Origin of the sequence: Rhodoligotrophos defluvii, from assembly GCF_005281615.1 — a bacterium.
Lineage (GTDB): Bacteria > Pseudomonadota > Alphaproteobacteria > Rhizobiales > Im1 > Rhodoligotrophos > Rhodoligotrophos defluvii.
This window is the reverse complement of the sequence record NZ_SZZM01000001.1, coordinates 265339-280791: the sequence shown is the minus strand read 5'-3', so window position 1 is coordinate 280791 and position 15453 is coordinate 265339. Positions and strand designations below refer to the sequence as shown.

Sequence of the window (15453 nt, the reverse complement as noted above, 5' to 3'; positions counted from 1 at the left end):
TGCAAACCACCGTCGTCACCCGGCTTGACCGGGTGATCCAGGGGCCCCAGGGGGAAAGCCTGCGTCGTGCGGCCCTGGATGCCGGCTCAGCGCCTAGGCGCGGCCGGCATGACAGGTTGTTTTCAGCCGTCTACGTCACCGTCATCCCCGCCTTAGGCCAGGCCGCGGCCCCGGAGCAGCGCATCCTGAACCGGCGGTCGGCCGCGGAAGGCCACATAGGCCTCCGTCGGCTCGCGCCGGTTGCCGGCGGAATAGACGAATTCCTTCAGCCGCTTGGCTGTCTCCGCGTCGAAGATGTCGCCGGCTTCCTCGAAGGCCTCGAACCCGTCCGCGTCCAGCACCTCCGACCACAGATACGAGTAATAGCCTGCGGCATAGGCATCCCCGGTGAACACATGGGTGAAGTGGGTCGGCCGATGCCGCATGGTAATCGCCTCCGGCATGCCGATGCGCTTCAGGCTCTCGGACTCGAAGGCGCGGACATCGATCTCGCCCGGATCGGCGAGCAGATGGAAATCCATGTCCACCAGCGCCGAGGCGCAATACTCCACGGTGGCGAATCCCTGGTTGAAGCGTCGCGCCTTGAGCAGTCGATCGATAAGCGCCTCCGGCATCGGCGCGCCGGTCCGGTAGTGCAGGGCGAAGCGCTTGAGAACCTCCGGCTGCTCCAGCCAGTGCTCGTAGATTTGCGAGGGAAACTCCACGAAATCCCGGCTCACATAGGTGCCGGCAATCGAGGGATAGGTCACGTCCGACATCAACGCATGCAGGGCATGGCCGAATTCGTGGAACAGGGTGCGCGCGTCGTCAAAGCTCAACAGGGTAGGGGTGCCCGGCGCGCTCTTCGCGAAATTCATGACGTTGACGATGATGGGCCGCTCGCCCCCATCGAGCTTGTGCTGGCCGCGGAAGCCGTTCATCCAGGCGCCGCTGCGCTTTCCGCTCCGCGCAAAATAGTCGCCGAGGAACAGACCGAGATGCCGGCCTCCCTCGTCCTTCACATCCCACACGCGGACATCCGGGTGGTACACGGATACGTCCTTGCGCTCGGTAAACTGCAATCCGAACAGCCGTTCGGCGGTGTAGAACGCCGCTTCGATCATCTTGTCGAGCTGGAGATAGGGCTTGATCTCGCTTTCCTCGAGATCGAACTCCGCTTTGCGCCTGCGCTCCGCGTAATAGCGCCAGTCCCACGGCTGGATCGTGAAATTGCCCCCGTCGCGGGCGACCAGTTCCTGCAAGGCAGCGTGTTCGCGCAGCGCCTGCTCGCGCGCCGGTGCCCAAACGGCGTTGAGCAGGTTCAGTGCGGCCTCGGGCGAGCCGGCCATGGTGTCGTCCAACCGAAAGGCAGCGAAATTCTCATAGCCCAGCAGCCGGGCGCGTTCGGCCCGCAGGCGTACCATCTCGCCGATGATGGCGCGGTTGTCCGTTTGGCCGCCGCCTTCGCCGCGCGACGTCCAGGCCTGAAACGCGGCCTCCCGCAAGTCGCGCCGCGCCGAATACTGCAGGAACGGCTCGATGCTGGAGCGCGAAAGCGTGATCACGTGCTTGCCCGCCAGCCCTCGCTCCTGCGCGGCCTGGGCGGCCGCATCGATCAGGAAGTCGGGCAGGCCCGCAAGGTCGTCCTCCCCATCGAGCACCAGGGCATAGGCGCGCTCGTCAGCCAGCACGTTCTGGGCGAATTGCGTGCCGAGGACCGCAAGGCGCTCCGTGATCTCAGCCAGCCGCGTCTTGCCGGCCTCGTCCAGTCCGGCCCCCCGGCGGCGGAAGGTGGTGTGGTAGCGCTCGAGGACCCGGTGCTGTTCGGCCGTCAGGTCGAGCGAACCTCTTTGGTCATACAGGGCGGCGATGCGGGCGAACAGCGCCCCATCGAGATGGATCGCGCTGTAATGGCGCGCCAGCACCGGCGCGATCTCGCGCTCGATCTCCTGCAGCGCATCATTGGTATCCGCGCTGGTCAGGTTGAAAAACACGGAGGAGACGCGGTCCAGATCGCGCCCAGCCCGTTCCATCGCGACGATGGTGTTCTCGAAGCTGGGCGGCTCGGGATCGTTGCGAATGGCCGCGATCTCGCGCTCATGGGCGGCGAAGGACGCCTCGAAGGCCGGCCGGAAATGCTCCGGGCGGATGTCCGAGAAGGGCGGTGCCGCGTAGGGCGTGTTCCAGGGCGCGAGCAAGGGATTGGTTTCGGAGCGAGCCGATGGGGAATTCATCGAAATACCTTGTGACGAGAACGATTTGGCCGCCATCATATTGGGGGCGAGCATGGCAAAGTGAAGGCCGCGAGCCGCTCCGTCTACGCCGCCGTCGCGGGCACCGGCACCTGGGGCAGGGCCTCGATCACCAGCGGATCGAGGCCGCTGTCCGCGCGCCGGCCGATCTCGTGGATCTGGCGGCGCATCCGCGGGTCCCAGAAATTCTTGATGTGGTTAGCGGTTTCCCGCACCGCTTCTTCGTGAGGATAGGCCTTGAAGAAGCCGGCGATCTGGTTGGCCATGCGGATGAGGTCAGCGTCATGCATGTCGAAAAATCTCAAGAATTGGGAAAGAGGACGACCCGCTCTCCCGCCTTCGCCGCAAGCGCCAGGCCGGCCTCACGGGCAAGCGCCAGCGCAAGTGCCGTGGGCGCGGAAATGGTGGCAAGCCCCCGCACGCCGAGGGTTGCCGCCTTCTGCACCAGCTCGAAGCTGCAACGGCTCGACATGACCACGAAACCGTCGCTCAGATCCGACCCCTGCGCCACCAGTGCGCCGAGCAGCTTGTCCAGCGCGTTGTGCCGGCCCACATCCTCGCGGGCAAGCCGCACCTTGCCGCCGAGCGAACACCACGCGGCCGCATGCACCGAGTGGTTGACCCGGTTCATCGGCTGATGGCGGCTGAGCTCGGCAAAGCCCTGCCCCACCGCTTGCGGGTCAAGCGTGAGCGGCGCCACCTTGCGCTGTCGCCGCACCGCCTGGCCGATTTCGGCAACGCCGCAGATGCCGCAGCCGGAGCGACCCTCCATCGCCCGCTTCGGCTTGCGCGCGGCTGCCAGCGCGGCCTCCTCGACCGCGACATCGCAGGCAAACCCGCCCTCCACCGGCATGACCAGTACCTGGCTGATATCCGCATAAACCTGGACGATGCCCTCCGAAAGCGAGAAGCCGATGGCGAAATCCTTGAGATCCGCCGGGCTCGCCATCATCACCGCATGGGGCTCGGAATTGTACATCAGCGCCACCGGCACTTCCTCGGCCAGCGCCCAGCTGATCGCCTGCGTGCCGTGAGGGCCGCAGGCCACCGCATGCACGGTGACGGACGAAGCCTCGTCCGCCTTGTCGAGTGCACGGGCCGGGGCGCCGCTCATGGCCTCATTCCGCCGCGACCAGCGGCTTGAGGCCCACACGCTTGTGCTCGGTCTCGCGCAGTTCCCACTCCCGCTGCCAGTCTGATGGCTGGTTCGAGCGTGTCACCTGCACCGCGGTCACCTTGTATTCCGGGCAGTTGGTGGCCCAGTCCGAATATTCGGTGGTGATCACATTGGCACCGGTCACCGGATGGTGGAAGGTGGTGTAGACCACGCCCTGCGGCATACGGTCGGAGATCACAGCCCTGAGCGTCGTGCCGCCGATACGGCTGGTGAGCGAAACCAGGTCGCCGTCCTTGATCCCGCGCTCCTCCGCATCGAAGGGATGAATCTCCAGCACGTCCTCCTTGTGCCAAGCCACATTCGCGGTGCGCCGGGTCTGCGCGCCCACATTGTACTGGCTGAGAATGCGCCCCGTGGTGAGGATCAGCGGGAACGAGCGGTTGGTCCGCTCGGGCGTCGCCACGAACTCGGTGATCATGAACCGGCCCTTGCCGCGCACGAACTTGCCGATATGCATGACCGGCGTGCCCTGCGGCGCGTTCTCGTTGCACGGCCACTGCACGCTGCCCACCCGGTCCAGGAGATCGAAGGAGACGCCGGCGAAGGTCGGGGTCAGCGCGGCGATCTCGTCCATGATCTCGGCCGCCGAATTGTAGTGCATGGGATAGCCCATGGCGGTCGACAGCCGGCACACGATCTCCCATTCCGACAGGCCCTGCTTCTCCTTCATCACCGGGCGCACCCGGTTGATGCGGCGCTCGGCATTGGTGAAGGTGCCGTCCTTCTCCAGAAACGAGGTGCCGGGAAAGAAGATATGGGCGAAGGCGGCGGTCTCGTTCAGGAACAGGTCCTGCACGATCACGCATTCCATCGCCTCCAGCGCCGCGCTCACATGCTTCAGGTTGGGGTCGGACTGTGCGATGTCCTCGCCCTGCACGAACAGGCCCTTGAACGAGCCATCGATGGCGGCCCCGAACATGTTGGGAATGCGCAGGCCCGGCTCGGGATCGAGCGTCACATTCCAGGCGCCCTCGAACAGGCTGCGGACCGTGGTGTCCGAGATGTGGCGATAGCCGGTGAGCTCATGGGGGAACGAGCCCATGTCGCACGAGCCCTGCACATTGTTCTGCCCACGCAGCGGATTGATGCCCACGCCCTCGCGGCCGATATTGCCGGTGGCCATGGCGAGATTGGCCATGGCCATCACCATGGTCGAGCCCTGGCTGTGCTCGGTGACGCCCAAGCCGTAATAGATCGCCCCGTTGGGGGCCGAGGCATAGAGCCGGGCTGCGGCGCGCAGCTCCGCAGCCGGAACCCCGGTCACCTCCTCCAGCGCCTCTGGTGAATGCTCCGGCGCGCTGATGAACTGCTCCCATAAGCCGAAGTCCTTGGGGTCGCAACGCTCCTCCACATAGGCGCGGTCGACCAGACCCTCGGTCACGATCACATGGGCCATGGCGTTCATCACGGCCACATTGGTGCCGGGCCGCAGCGGCAGGTGATAGGCTGCCTCGACATGAGGCGATTTCACCAGGTCGATGCGCCGCGGATCGACCACGATCAGCTTGGCGCCTTCCCGCAGCCGCCGCTTCATGCGCGAGGCGAACACCGGATGCGCATCCGTCGGGTTGGCGCCGATCACCATGATCACGTCGGCTTTTGCCACGCTTTTGAAATCCTGCGTGCCGGCCGAGGTGCCCAGCGTCTGCTTCAAGCCATAGCCGGTGGGCGAGTGGCACACGCGCGCGCAGGTATCCACATTGTTGTTGCCGAAGGCCGCCCGGATCATCTTCTGGACGACATAGACCTCCTCGTTGGTGCAGCGCGAGGAGGTGATGCCGCCGATCGAGCCGCGGCCATGCCGAGCTTGAATGTCCTTGAGGCGCGTGGCGGCATAGGTGATCGCCTCGTCCCAGCTTACCTCGCGCCACGGATCGGTGATCCTCTCGCGGATCATCGGCTTCAGCTGCCGGTCCTTGTGGGTGGCATAGCCGAAGGCGAAGCGGCCCTTCACGCAGGAATGGCCTTCATTGGCGCCGCCATCCTTGTACGGCACCATGCGCACCACTTCCTCGCCTTTCATCTCCGCCTTGAACGAGCAGCCGACGCCGCAATAAGCGCAGGTGGTGAGCACGCTGTGCTCGGGCTGGCCCATCTCGATGACCGACTTCTCGGTGAGCGTGGCGGTGGGGCAAGCCTGGACGCAGGCGCCGCAGGACACGCATTCCGATGCAAGGAAGCCCTCGTCCATGCCTGCCGCCACATGGGAGGCAAAGCCGCGATCATCGATGGTCAAGGCGAAGGTGCCCTGCACCTCCTCGCAGGCCCGCACGCAGCGTGAGCAGACGATGCATTTGGCCGGATCGAAGGTGAAATAGGGGTTGCTCTCGTCCTTCTCCGCATCCAGGTGATTGGCGCCGTCATAGCCGTAGCGCACCTCGCGCAAGCCCACAGCGCCGGCCATGTCCTGCAGCTCGCAATCGCCATTGGCCGAGCAGGTCAGGCAATCCAGCGGATGGTCGGAGATATAGAGCTCCATCACGCCCTTGCGCAGGCGGGCGAGACGCTCGGTCTGCGTCTTCACCTTCATGCCGGGCGCCACCGGCGTGGTGCACGAGGCCGGCGTGCCCTTGCGGCCTTCGATCTCCACCAGGCACAGCCGGCACGAGCCGAACGACTCCAGCATGTCGGTGGCGCACAGCTTGGGGATTTTGACGCCCCGGTCCATGGCCGCGCGCATGATCGATGTGCCCGCCGGCACCGTGACCTCCTGGCCGTCGATCTCCAGGGTCACGAACTCCGTGGCCGTGCTCTTCGGCGTTCCGTAGTCGAGTTCCTTGATCAGCGTCATCGGAGCACCTTTGTCATTCCGCCGCATCCAGCGTCGCTCGGCGCGGTTCGAAATCTTCTGGGAAATGCTTGAGCGCGCTCATCACGGGCATGGGGGTAAGCCCGCCCATGGCGCAAAGCGATCCATCGGTCATGGTCTCGCAGAGGTCGGTGAGCACGTCGAGATTGCGCTTGTGATCGATGCCGGCGGCGATCCGGTCGATGACCTCGACCCCACGGATCGAGCCGATCCGGCACGGCGTGCACTTGCCGCAGGATTCGACCGCGCAGAATTCCATGGCAAACCGAGCCTGTTCGAGCATGTCGACCGTATCGTCGAACAGCACTAGGCCGCCATGGCCGACCATGGCACCGTTCTCGGCGAAGGTCTCGTAATCCTGCTGCAGCGTGAACAGCGAAACCGGCAGATAGGCGCCGAGCGGACCGCCCATCTGCACCGCGCGGGCCGGGCGGCCCGAGGCGGTGCCGCCACCGAAGTCATAGACCAACTCGGCGAGCGTCACGCCGAAGGCCTTCTCCACCAGCCCGCCGCGCTTGATGTTTCCGGCAAGCTGGAAGGGCAGGGTGCCGCGCGACCGGCCCATGCCGAAATCCGCATAGAACTTGGCGCCGCGCTCCAGAATGGTCGGTACCGCCGCAAAGCTCAGCACGTTGTTTATGACGGTGGGCTTGCCGAACAGGCCTTCGAGCGCCGGCAGCGGCGGCTTCGGCCGTACCATGCCGCGGCGGCCTTCCAGGCTCTCCAGCATGGCGGTCTCCTCGCCGCAGATATAGGCACCCGCGCCCACGCGCACGGCAAGCCGGAAACGGCGGCCCGAGCCCTGGATGTCATCGCCCAGCCAGCCGGCGGCCTCGGCCATGGCGATCGCCTGCTTCATCACCCGGATCGCATCGGGATATTCGGAGCGGATATAGATGAAGCCTTGTGTGGCGCCGGTGGCGATGCCGGCAATGGTCATGCCCTCGATGAGGGCGAAAGGATCGCCCTCCATCAGCATGCGGTCGGCAAAGGTGCCGCTGTCGCCCTCATCCGCGTTGCAGCAGACATATTTCTGGTCCGCCACCGCATCGAGCACGGTCTTCCACTTGATCCCCGTTGGGAAGCCCGCGCCGCCACGCCCACGCAGGCCCGATGCGGCAACTTCCGCGACGATGTCCGCAGGCGCGAGCTCCAAGGCGTGTCTGAGACCGGCATAGCCCCCATGGGCGATGAACTCGTCAAGGCTCAGGGGATCGATGATGCCGCAACGGGCGAAGGTGAGCCGCTCCTGGTTCTTGAGATAAGGGATCTCTTCCGTAAGCCCGTGGCCGAGAGGGTGGGCGCCGCCTTCCAGAAACCCGGCATCGAACAGGCCGGGCACATCCGCCGCCGTCACCGGACCATAGGCAACACGGCCCTCAAGCGTGGCAACCTCCACCAGCGGCTCCAGATAGAGCAGGCCGCGCGAGCCGTTGCGCACGATGGTGAGGGTAATGCCCCGCGCCGCCGCTTCGGCCGCAATGGCAGCCGCCACCTCGTCTGCTCCCACGGAACAGGCGGCGGAATCACCGGGAACATAGATGCGGGCGGCGGCCATCATGATGCGGCCCTCCGCTTGAACTCATCCACTAGCGCGTCGAAACGGGTCGCGTCGACCCGCCCATAGAGCCGGCCATCGATCATCACAGCCGGCGAAAGCGCGCAATTGCCCAGACAGTATACCGCTTCCAGGGTGACTTCGCCATCCCCGGTGGTCTCGCCCATCCCGATGCCCAGCCGCTGCTTGGCGTGCGCCTCCAGGGAACGACACCCCATGGACTGGCAGGCCTCGGCCCGGCAGAGCTTGATCACATGGCGGCCGGCCGGCCTGTCCCGGAAATCGTGGTAGAAAGTGAAAACGCCGCGCGCCTCCGCCCGGGAGATGTTGAGCGCCCGCGCGATCCGCGGCAGCGCGCCTTCCGGTATATGGCCCAGCGCCTCCTGCACCTCGTGATAGATCTCGATCAGCGCGTCCGGCCGGTTGCCATGGCGCGCGGTGATCGCATCGATCGCCGCGAGGCTGTCTTCATCCAGTCCCCGCTCCGCGGGGTGCATGGCCGAGGCATTTCGGCGGGCAGCATCCATGTCGTATCCATCCGGACTCGCGCGCCCTTATGAAGGGCATATTCTTGATTGAATCTAATCTGCGCGCGCCCGAATTCAAAATCGCTTGCATCAATGGTACGATCGGCAGCGTCTATGGCGCCAACGGCTTGCCGCTGGTCGCATTCATGCTGGCGATCACGTCGAGAATGGCCGTGATGAGTGGCGGCAGCGGATCTCGATCCAGCGCGATCAGGCCGACCTCGTGCGCCACGTCGGGTTCGCGCAGGGGAATGGGGCGGATATTCGGCATCGGCCCGAGCAGCTCGAAGAAATAGTCAGGCATGATCGCCGCAAGCCCCGTATGCCGCACATTGGCATAGAGATGGATCACCGAGTCCGTCTCGAGCCGCGGCACCGGCTTGGTGTTGGCGGCCCGGAACGCATTGTCGATGATCCGGCGGTTCTGCATGTTCGGGGTCAGCAGGCACAGCGGCAGCTGCGCAGCCTCCGCCCAGGTCACGCTGGTGCGCTTTGCCATCGGGCTTTCGTCATGCACGAACAGGCAGTAGCGCTCGGTATAGAGCGGCGCCGAAATGAAGCCCTCGATCGACTCGTTGTCGAGATAAGTCACGCCTGCATCGATCGTATATTCCTCCAGGGAGCGCAGGATCTCGATCGACGTCTGCGACATGACGGCGATGTCGACTTCCGGGTATTGCCGCTGGATGGTGCTGGTGAGCTGCGCCGCCATCGGCAGGGCGGAGGGAATTACCCCCAGCGCCAGCCGGCCGGCAAGCTGGGTGCGGCCCTGCTTAAATTGCTCGATCTCCTGGTGCAGCGACGACCACGCATCGAGAATGTGCAAAGCCCATTTGAGCACCCGCTCGCCTTCCGCCGTGAGACCCACATAGCGCTGGCCGCGCTCGACGATCGGCACGCCCAGCTCCTGCTCGAGCTGGCGGATGCGGCCCGAGAGCGTCGGCTGGGTCACGTTGCAGGCGCTGGCCGCCCGGGTGAAGTGCTTCTCCCGGGCCAGCGCGGCGAGATATTGAAGTTGGCGTATGTCCATCTGAATACGGAGCGACACTGTTACGCAATCTCTCAAACCATAGCACGGCATTCCATCCTGGGCGCGTGAGATCCAGTTCGGGAACTTATTGCTGGATGAAGGCTTCTTTAGGCGACCCATCCAGCCGCCAGCAGTGGCGGTGCGGTGAGGAATAAAGCCAGCAGGAGTGCGAATGAGAAGAGTAGCAGGCTGGATCTTCTTGGGGCTGGCAGCCATGGGGGCGGCCAAGCTTTTCAGGGACCTCGCCCGGCATCATCATGCAGGCGGGCCGCGGGATGCGGCATCACGCGACGCACCGGCGTTGAGCCCCGACCTGCGCGTGCGGAAAGGAGACCCCGCCACTTATGGTGAGGCTCGGCCGGCAGGCCCGGAGAACATGCGCGATCCGCCACAAGCCCGGTGGGACAAGGTGGATGAGGCTTCGGATGAGTCGTTCCCGGCCAGCGATCCGCCTGCCTATTACTCGAGCAGGGCCTGACGCGCATCCCTTGGGCCCCACGGCCCTCCTGCCAGTCCACGACAACTGCCGCGCCCCCCAAGGGGGACGCCGGTGTCGTGCGCGCCAAGCACAGATCGACTTTAGTTGCGCCCAAACAGATCATTGATCGTATTTCCCGGGAATAAATTTTCGATTTGGACGTTTTGTCAGAGCATGGTCCCGAAGCGTGGACGCTGACTTCGGAGAAGATCATGCCGAAGCAAATATATGGAGCTGGCTGACGTCTCGATGATTTAAAGTCATCCGCTCTGATGCGCGGCTGATCTGGCGTTCACGTGCAGGTTCAACTGGCAAACGCGGAAAGAGATCTTTCCGCGAGCGTCCCCGAGCTCCGGAGTGGGTCTCGGATGATCGGGAATGCGTCCGCCTCGAAGCGGCGAACCGGCCGAGTTTTGGCCGAAACAGCCAGCCTCGGCAGCTACCGATCCTGGCAGTTTAAGAGGAGAGATCTCATGAGCATGAGGAAAGCACTTGCTATAGCAGCTCTTGCGAGCGCGGCCCTGCTGCCCGCCAGTGCCAGTGCCCAGCAGTCCGTCTTCGCCACGACGGATCTCAATCTGCGGGCGGGGCCCAGCCCCGAGTTTCCGGTCGTGACCACCATTCCCGCTCAGGAGGGCGTGGAGTTTTTCGGCTGCCTCGAAGGCCGGAGCTGGTGCGATGTGGCCTTCAATGGAGCGCGCGGTTGGGCCTACGGCCGCTATCTCGCCTACGATACCACCAATCAACAGGCGGTGATCACCGAGGCGCCGGCCACCTTCGAAGTACCGACGGTCACCTATGACACGGCGAGCTACTGGGACACCTATTACCGTGATCGGCCCTTCTATAGCGAGCGCGACCGCTGGATCTCCGTCGCGGACGGCACCACGGCTGGCGCCACCACCGGTGCCGCAGCCGGCGCCGCGGTGGGCGGCCCCGTCGGTGCGGTGGTCGGCGGCGTGACCGGCGCGGCGGTCGGGACGGCGCTGAGCCTGCCTGCGCGCGTCGTTGATTTCGTGACGAGTGCGCCGGCCGAACCCGTCGTCATCGAGCGCCAGGTGGTGGTGGGCTCCCGCTTGCCTGAGACGGTCGAGCTCCATCCGGTGCCCAACTATGAGTACCGGTATGCCTATGTGAACAACTCTCGTGTGCTGGTGGAGCCTGGCACGCGGCGGGTGGTTCAGATCATCCGCTAACCACGCAAGTAACGGGGCCGTGACCTGTCGGGCGGCCCCGTTTCTCTCAACGTCGAAGCAGATGGCCTCGGAATAACTCGAGCAGGCGCTCGTTATCTTTCCTGAAGGCAAGTTTTACTGGAAGGAGAAAAGACCATGATTTCCCGATTACTGGCAAGTGTAGCGACGGTGGCGCTTCTCGGCGTCGCGACGGTTTCCGCTCAGACCACTCTGCAGCAGCAGGGCAGTGGCGGCGGTGCCGCAACCACCCAAGGCGGCGCGTCGGCCCAGGGCGGTGCCGGAGCCGGCGGCAGCACCACCTTGCCCGGCAGCGGTTCGTCGGCTCAGAGCGGCGGCGCAGTGCAGGGCGGTGGCTCCGCCCAGGGCGGTGCGGCGCAAGGTGGCCAGCAGATGCAGCAGCGCCAAGGCGCAACCGACGGCCAGGGAACCGGCGCCACGACCCAGCGTCGGCAGGGCGGATCCGACGCGGGAACCGACAGCCAGGCCGGCACCGAGGACGGGACCAACAATCAGCAGCGCCAGTCCGGCACGTCCAACGAGCAGAGGCGCGAGCGCCAGCAGGGTCAGCAGGAAACCGACACCCAGACCCGTACCGGCTCGACCACGCGCGGCGAGCAGAGCGAAGAATCCCAGAGCGGCACCAACCAGCGGCGCGGCTCATCGGAGCAGAGCGCGAGCAAGGAGAGCGGCACCGACGTCAAGATCGACAACAGGGAAAAGACCGTCATCAAGCAGACGATCCGTGAGACAGACGTCGAGCCGATCCGCGATATCGACTTCAATATCTCGGTCGGCGTGGCCATTCCGCGGACCATCGAACTGTACCCGCTTCCGCCGCGCATCGTGGAGATCGTGCCGGCCTACCGGTCCTATCGCTATTTCGTGCTGGCGGATGGCCGCATCATCATCGTCGATCCCGGCACCTACGAGATCGTCTACGTGATCGCCTGACCCGGGTCTCAACAATGGAAAGAGGTTTCGTCATGAAGTCCGGTAAATCCATGATCGCGGCGATGCTGCTCCTTGCGGGCACGGCAGCTCCAGCCTTTGCGCAGACCACGACGGTGGTGCTGCCGCCGGAAAAGCAGACGGTGGTGAAGGAATACGTCACCAAGCACTCCGTCGCGCCGGTCACCTTGCCCGGCTCCGTCGAACTGGAGGTTGGCGCCACGTTGCCTGCCGAGGTCGAGCTGCACACGATCGAGGGCGTGCCCGAAGTGAGCGAGTACCGCTACGTGATCGTGGATGGCCGCACGGTGCTTGTCGAGCCCGGCAGCCGCAGGATCGTGCAGATCATCGACTGACCCTCCCCCGGCGAAAGGTGGCCACCTCTGCTCAACCGGTGGCCACCTTTAAGACAAACGCAGCTATAAAACGATGATTCCGCAAAGTTTATTTCCGTATGCGTTGCATGACTCGCCTAAAAATTGTATTATGCGAGAGATATCTTGATGCAGTTGTAAAAGATTTAAATTTATAAATCATTATGTCTGCAGGAAAGGTCCACGACCCCTCTTTACGAACGTGGTTGGGAGCTGCTTGCGTAGGAGATTTGTAGATGGGTATATTTAGCCACTTAGGTGATTTTGTTAAAGACGTATTCTACGGCCTGGGCAACATATTCGGCACGACAGTGGCGCTGCCCGACAAGATACCGGAGGTCGCCCAAGATGCCGTGCATGCCGCCGGGCACGCGGCAGGAGTCGTTGTCAATGCGGCTGGCCACGCGGCAGGGGCCGCTATCGATGCCACCGGGCAGGCCGTCAACGCCGTTGGGCATGCGGCGGGAGCGGCCGTTCACGGGATAGGCACCGCAGCCCAGGCCGCGGGAAGTGCTGTCGCCCACGCCGCAGGCGCGGCGGTGAACACCGCTGGCCATGTGGCCGGGGCGGCCATCGGTGCTGCCGGGCAAGCCGTCAATGCCGCTGGGCAGGTAGCGGGGCAAGCAGCTCAGGCTGTCGGAAACACCCTAGGAGATACGGCTCAAGCGTTCCGCGAAGGATATCACGAGGGCTATCACCATTCAGACTACCACCACTTCTGAACCGGTAGCGATCGTCTGCAATGAGCAACTAACTCCAGCCGGCATCCTGCCGGCCCCTCTTTGTTGAGAGTTCCATCTCTAAGGCACCACAATTAGGCCGGATTCAGAAACTACCTGCCACGTGCCGTTTTCATGGCCATGTGGAGCTTTTGAATTATGTCATACCAATATCACCACTACCGCGGCTACCAGGGCCCCTATGACGATTACCGCGACCGCCATTGTGGTGTCATCGGCAGAGCCGTGAACGAGCTGCTCTCGATCCCCGGCCGCATCTTTGATGCGCTTTTTGACAACCATCAGGACCCCTACTATCACTGGCCGGTGGATCACCATCACCACTGGTGAATCCGGGCAAAGGCCGGCATTCAGCCGGCCTTTTTTCAACGCGTTTCTTTCTTTGCGTCACCGTGAGCCGGAATGGCATCCGATGCGGCTGACGTGCCGTGAGCTTAGGGCTTGGCCGCGGGCATCTGTTCCATTCCGCGCCCGGACAAGGCAAACCGCGTCTCAGCGGCCCTGCACAGGGCGCCGACCTGCACCAGCCCGTCGCCAAACACGGGATCGCGGCCGGGAGCGCCCAGGTCCACGCTGTACGTGGCCAGGACGGAGCGGATGCGTGCTGGTGGCAGGTCTGGCATAAATCCCAGCAGCTGCGCGGCGGCTGCCGTGGCGAAAGGTGCGGCATAGGATGACCCTGACCGAAGCGCCTGGCCACCGCCGCCGCCAGCCAGCACCAGGTCCACGCCGGGGGCGGACAGGTCCACATAGGCGCCCTGATTGGCTCGCGGATAGATATTTCCTTCCCGATCGATCGCGGTGACCGCGATAACCCCGTCATAGGCGGCAGGGTAGGAGGCAGGCGCATGCGGCCCTTCGTTGCCCACGGCCGCAACCAGCACGATCTTGGCTTGTAGGGCCGCCGCGACCGCCTGCCGCAAGATCGGGCTGTCCGGCCCGGAAAGGCTGAGGTTGATCACCTGCACGCCCTTTTCCGCCAGCATCTCGATCGCCTGCACCAGGGTGACCACATCGGTCCTGGCCCGCTCGTCATCGGGCCCGCGATAGAATGCGTCAGCAGCCACCAGTGCCGCTTCGGGAACGAGGCCGGAGAGATCTCCCTGCCCGACCAGCAGCGCCGCCACCGCCGTGCCGTGCCCGGCATCGGCCGGGCGTGTGTCGCTGCGCCGTGCAACCACGACCTCGATGTCGCGCCCCGTGAGGGAGGGGTCCTGTAGATCGATACGGGTGTCGATGAGGCCGATCTTCCCCACCGTCCCGCAGGCGATCGCCTGAGCGGCACGCCACCCGACGCTCTGCCGCCGGCTGCAATCACCACTGGTACAGCTGGCCTCGCCATCGAGGAAATAGAGATAGTCGAGCTCGGTTGTTGCACTGCCATTCACCTCCCGAACGGCATAGCGGGCCTGTTCCAGGGAATGGCCGCGTGGGATCTGTAAGCGCACGAGCTTGGGACCGATCCGTCCTGCGGAGCTCGTCTCGACCCGGAACCCTCGTGTGGACAGCCGCTGCAGGTCCTGCTCGGTAAGGCCGCTGGCCACGATTTCCCGCGGGGAGTGGGCGCCCAGCTGAGCTCGCATTTCCGCCGCTGGCGTAACGGTGGCCTGCATCTGCGCATCGGCCGGCTGCACCGAGGGCTGAGCGCGCTGCGGGGTAGACAAAGGGGTCGTGGCATTCGGCACCGCTGTCCGGACCGAGCGGCTGGACAGCGGAGCCGTGACGCTGCGGGTCGCCCGATTCCCCGGCGCGGCCGAGACGGCCGAGGCGGCGGCTGAAGTTGCGCCTTTGGCAACACCGTTGCTCGCGCCCTTGCTAGCCGAAGCAGCACCTTTTCCCGCCCCGCCCTTGCCATGGCCATTACCGCCCTTGCCGGGACCGCCGCCTTTACCTGCACCAGCGCCGCCGCCTTTACCGACACCAGCCCCGCCGCCTTTACCGACACCAGCCCCGCCGCCTTTACCGACACCAGCACCGCCGCCTTTACCTGCACCAGCACCGCCGCCTTTACCGACACCAGCGCCGCCACCTTTTCCCGCACCGGCACCCCCGCCCTTGCCAGCACCGGCGCCGCCACCTTTACCAGCACCACCGCCGCCCTTGCCCCCGCCATTTCCTTTCGCGAAGGCCGGCGATGCATCGAAAACCAGGCTTGTGCCGTTCTTTTCGGAAAAGCGCGGAAGGGAAGGCAACGCAACGGCCAGCGCCGCGATACAAGCCAGAGCAAGGGAATAGCGGAGCATGCGGTCTCCGTGAGATAACACAGCGGGACGGGCGACGCGCACTGCGGCGAAGCGGTGCATCGAGCGCCATCTCAGGAACGTTAACGGGCCAAGCGGCTATTAGCTCCAGGCGGAGTGGACGCCAGCCGACGCCCATGAGTCA

General features: G+C 64.8%; 15 protein-coding genes. 7 read left to right on the top strand and 8 right to left on the bottom strand.

Features of this window, described 5'->3' with window-relative positions; translation table 11 throughout:
• Positions 1–152: 152 nt before the first annotated feature.
• From E4P09_RS01300 to E4P09_RS01270, 7 genes are all read right to left on the bottom strand, one after another.
• Positions 153–2213, bottom strand: coding sequence for a M3 family metallopeptidase (locus E4P09_RS01300; RefSeq protein WP_137387787.1), 2061 nt, complete (start codon positions 2211–2213; stop codon positions 153–155).
• Positions 2214–2296: 83 nt separating this feature from the next.
• Complete coding sequence (locus E4P09_RS01295; RefSeq protein ID WP_137387786.1) at positions 2297–2521, bottom strand: formate dehydrogenase subunit delta; 225 nt, start codon at positions 2519–2521, stop codon at positions 2297–2299.
• Between the two features lie 11 nt (positions 2522–2532).
• Positions 2533–3345: a formate dehydrogenase accessory sulfurtransferase FdhD gene (fdhD, locus tag E4P09_RS01290; protein WP_137387785.1), complete on the bottom strand. Its 813-nt coding sequence runs from the start codon at positions 3343–3345 to the stop codon at positions 2533–2535.
• Positions 3346–3349: 4 nt separating this feature from the next.
• On the bottom strand, positions 3350–6199 hold the full coding sequence (gene fdhF, locus E4P09_RS01285; RefSeq protein ID WP_137387784.1) for a formate dehydrogenase subunit alpha: 2850 nt from the start codon (positions 6197–6199) through the stop codon (positions 3350–3352).
• A gap of 13 nt (positions 6200–6212) precedes the next feature.
• Positions 6213–7775: a formate dehydrogenase beta subunit gene (locus tag E4P09_RS01280; RefSeq protein WP_205042057.1), complete on the bottom strand. Its 1563-nt coding sequence runs from the start codon at positions 7773–7775 to the stop codon at positions 6213–6215.
• Positions 7775–8272, bottom strand: coding sequence for a formate dehydrogenase subunit gamma (locus E4P09_RS01275; RefSeq protein ID WP_137389190.1), 498 nt, complete (start codon positions 8270–8272; stop codon positions 7775–7777). The genes E4P09_RS01280 and E4P09_RS01275 overlap by 1 nt, the downstream gene beginning before the upstream one ends.
• A gap of 142 nt (positions 8273–8414) precedes the next feature.
• The gene (locus E4P09_RS01270; RefSeq protein ID WP_239024987.1) at positions 8415–9350 is read right to left on the bottom strand and encodes a LysR family transcriptional regulator; all 936 of its coding nucleotides are present in this window, start codon (positions 9348–9350) and stop codon (positions 8415–8417) included.
• A gap of 154 nt (positions 9351–9504) precedes the next feature.
• Here E4P09_RS01270 and E4P09_RS01265 point away from each other — a divergent pair, with 154 nt between their 5' ends.
• From E4P09_RS01265 to E4P09_RS01240, 6 genes are all read left to right on the top strand, one after another.
• Positions 9505–9810, top strand: coding sequence for a hypothetical protein (locus tag E4P09_RS01265; RefSeq protein WP_137387782.1), 306 nt, complete (start codon positions 9505–9507; stop codon positions 9808–9810).
• A gap of 473 nt (positions 9811–10283) precedes the next feature.
• Positions 10284–11006 (top strand): DUF1236 domain-containing protein, encoded by a 723-nt coding sequence (locus E4P09_RS01260; RefSeq protein WP_239024986.1) that lies wholly within the window; start codon positions 10284–10286, stop codon positions 11004–11006.
• Between the two features lie 135 nt (positions 11007–11141).
• Positions 11142–11957 (top strand): DUF1236 domain-containing protein, encoded by an 816-nt coding sequence (locus tag E4P09_RS01255; RefSeq protein ID WP_137387781.1) that lies wholly within the window; start codon positions 11142–11144, stop codon positions 11955–11957.
• A 32-nt stretch (positions 11958–11989) separates the two neighbouring features.
• The gene (locus tag E4P09_RS01250; RefSeq protein ID WP_137387780.1) at positions 11990–12310 is read left to right on the top strand and encodes a DUF1236 domain-containing protein; all 321 of its coding nucleotides are present in this window, start codon (positions 11990–11992) and stop codon (positions 12308–12310) included.
• Positions 12311–12564: 254 nt separating this feature from the next.
• Positions 12565–13050: a hypothetical protein gene (locus tag E4P09_RS01245; RefSeq protein WP_137387779.1), complete on the top strand. Its 486-nt coding sequence runs from the start codon at positions 12565–12567 to the stop codon at positions 13048–13050.
• Positions 13051–13206: 156 nt separating this feature from the next.
• Positions 13207–13398 carry a hypothetical protein gene (locus tag E4P09_RS01240; RefSeq protein ID WP_137387778.1) on the top strand — a complete coding sequence of 64 codons (192 nt, stop codon included), beginning with the start codon at positions 13207–13209 and terminating at the stop codon, positions 13396–13398.
• A 104-nt stretch (positions 13399–13502) separates the two neighbouring features.
• On the opposite strand, the gene E4P09_RS01235 is transcribed toward E4P09_RS01240, so the two are convergent.
• Positions 13503–14681 (bottom strand): S8 family serine peptidase, encoded by a 1179-nt coding sequence (locus E4P09_RS01235; RefSeq protein WP_137387777.1) that lies wholly within the window; start codon positions 14679–14681, stop codon positions 13503–13505.
• A 240-nt stretch (positions 14682–14921) separates the two neighbouring features.
• Here E4P09_RS01235 and E4P09_RS01230 point away from each other — a divergent pair, with 240 nt between their 5' ends.
• Positions 14922–15329: a hypothetical protein gene (locus tag E4P09_RS01230; RefSeq protein ID WP_137387776.1), complete on the top strand. Its 408-nt coding sequence runs from the start codon at positions 14922–14924 to the stop codon at positions 15327–15329.
• Positions 15330–15453 lie beyond the last annotated feature (124 nt).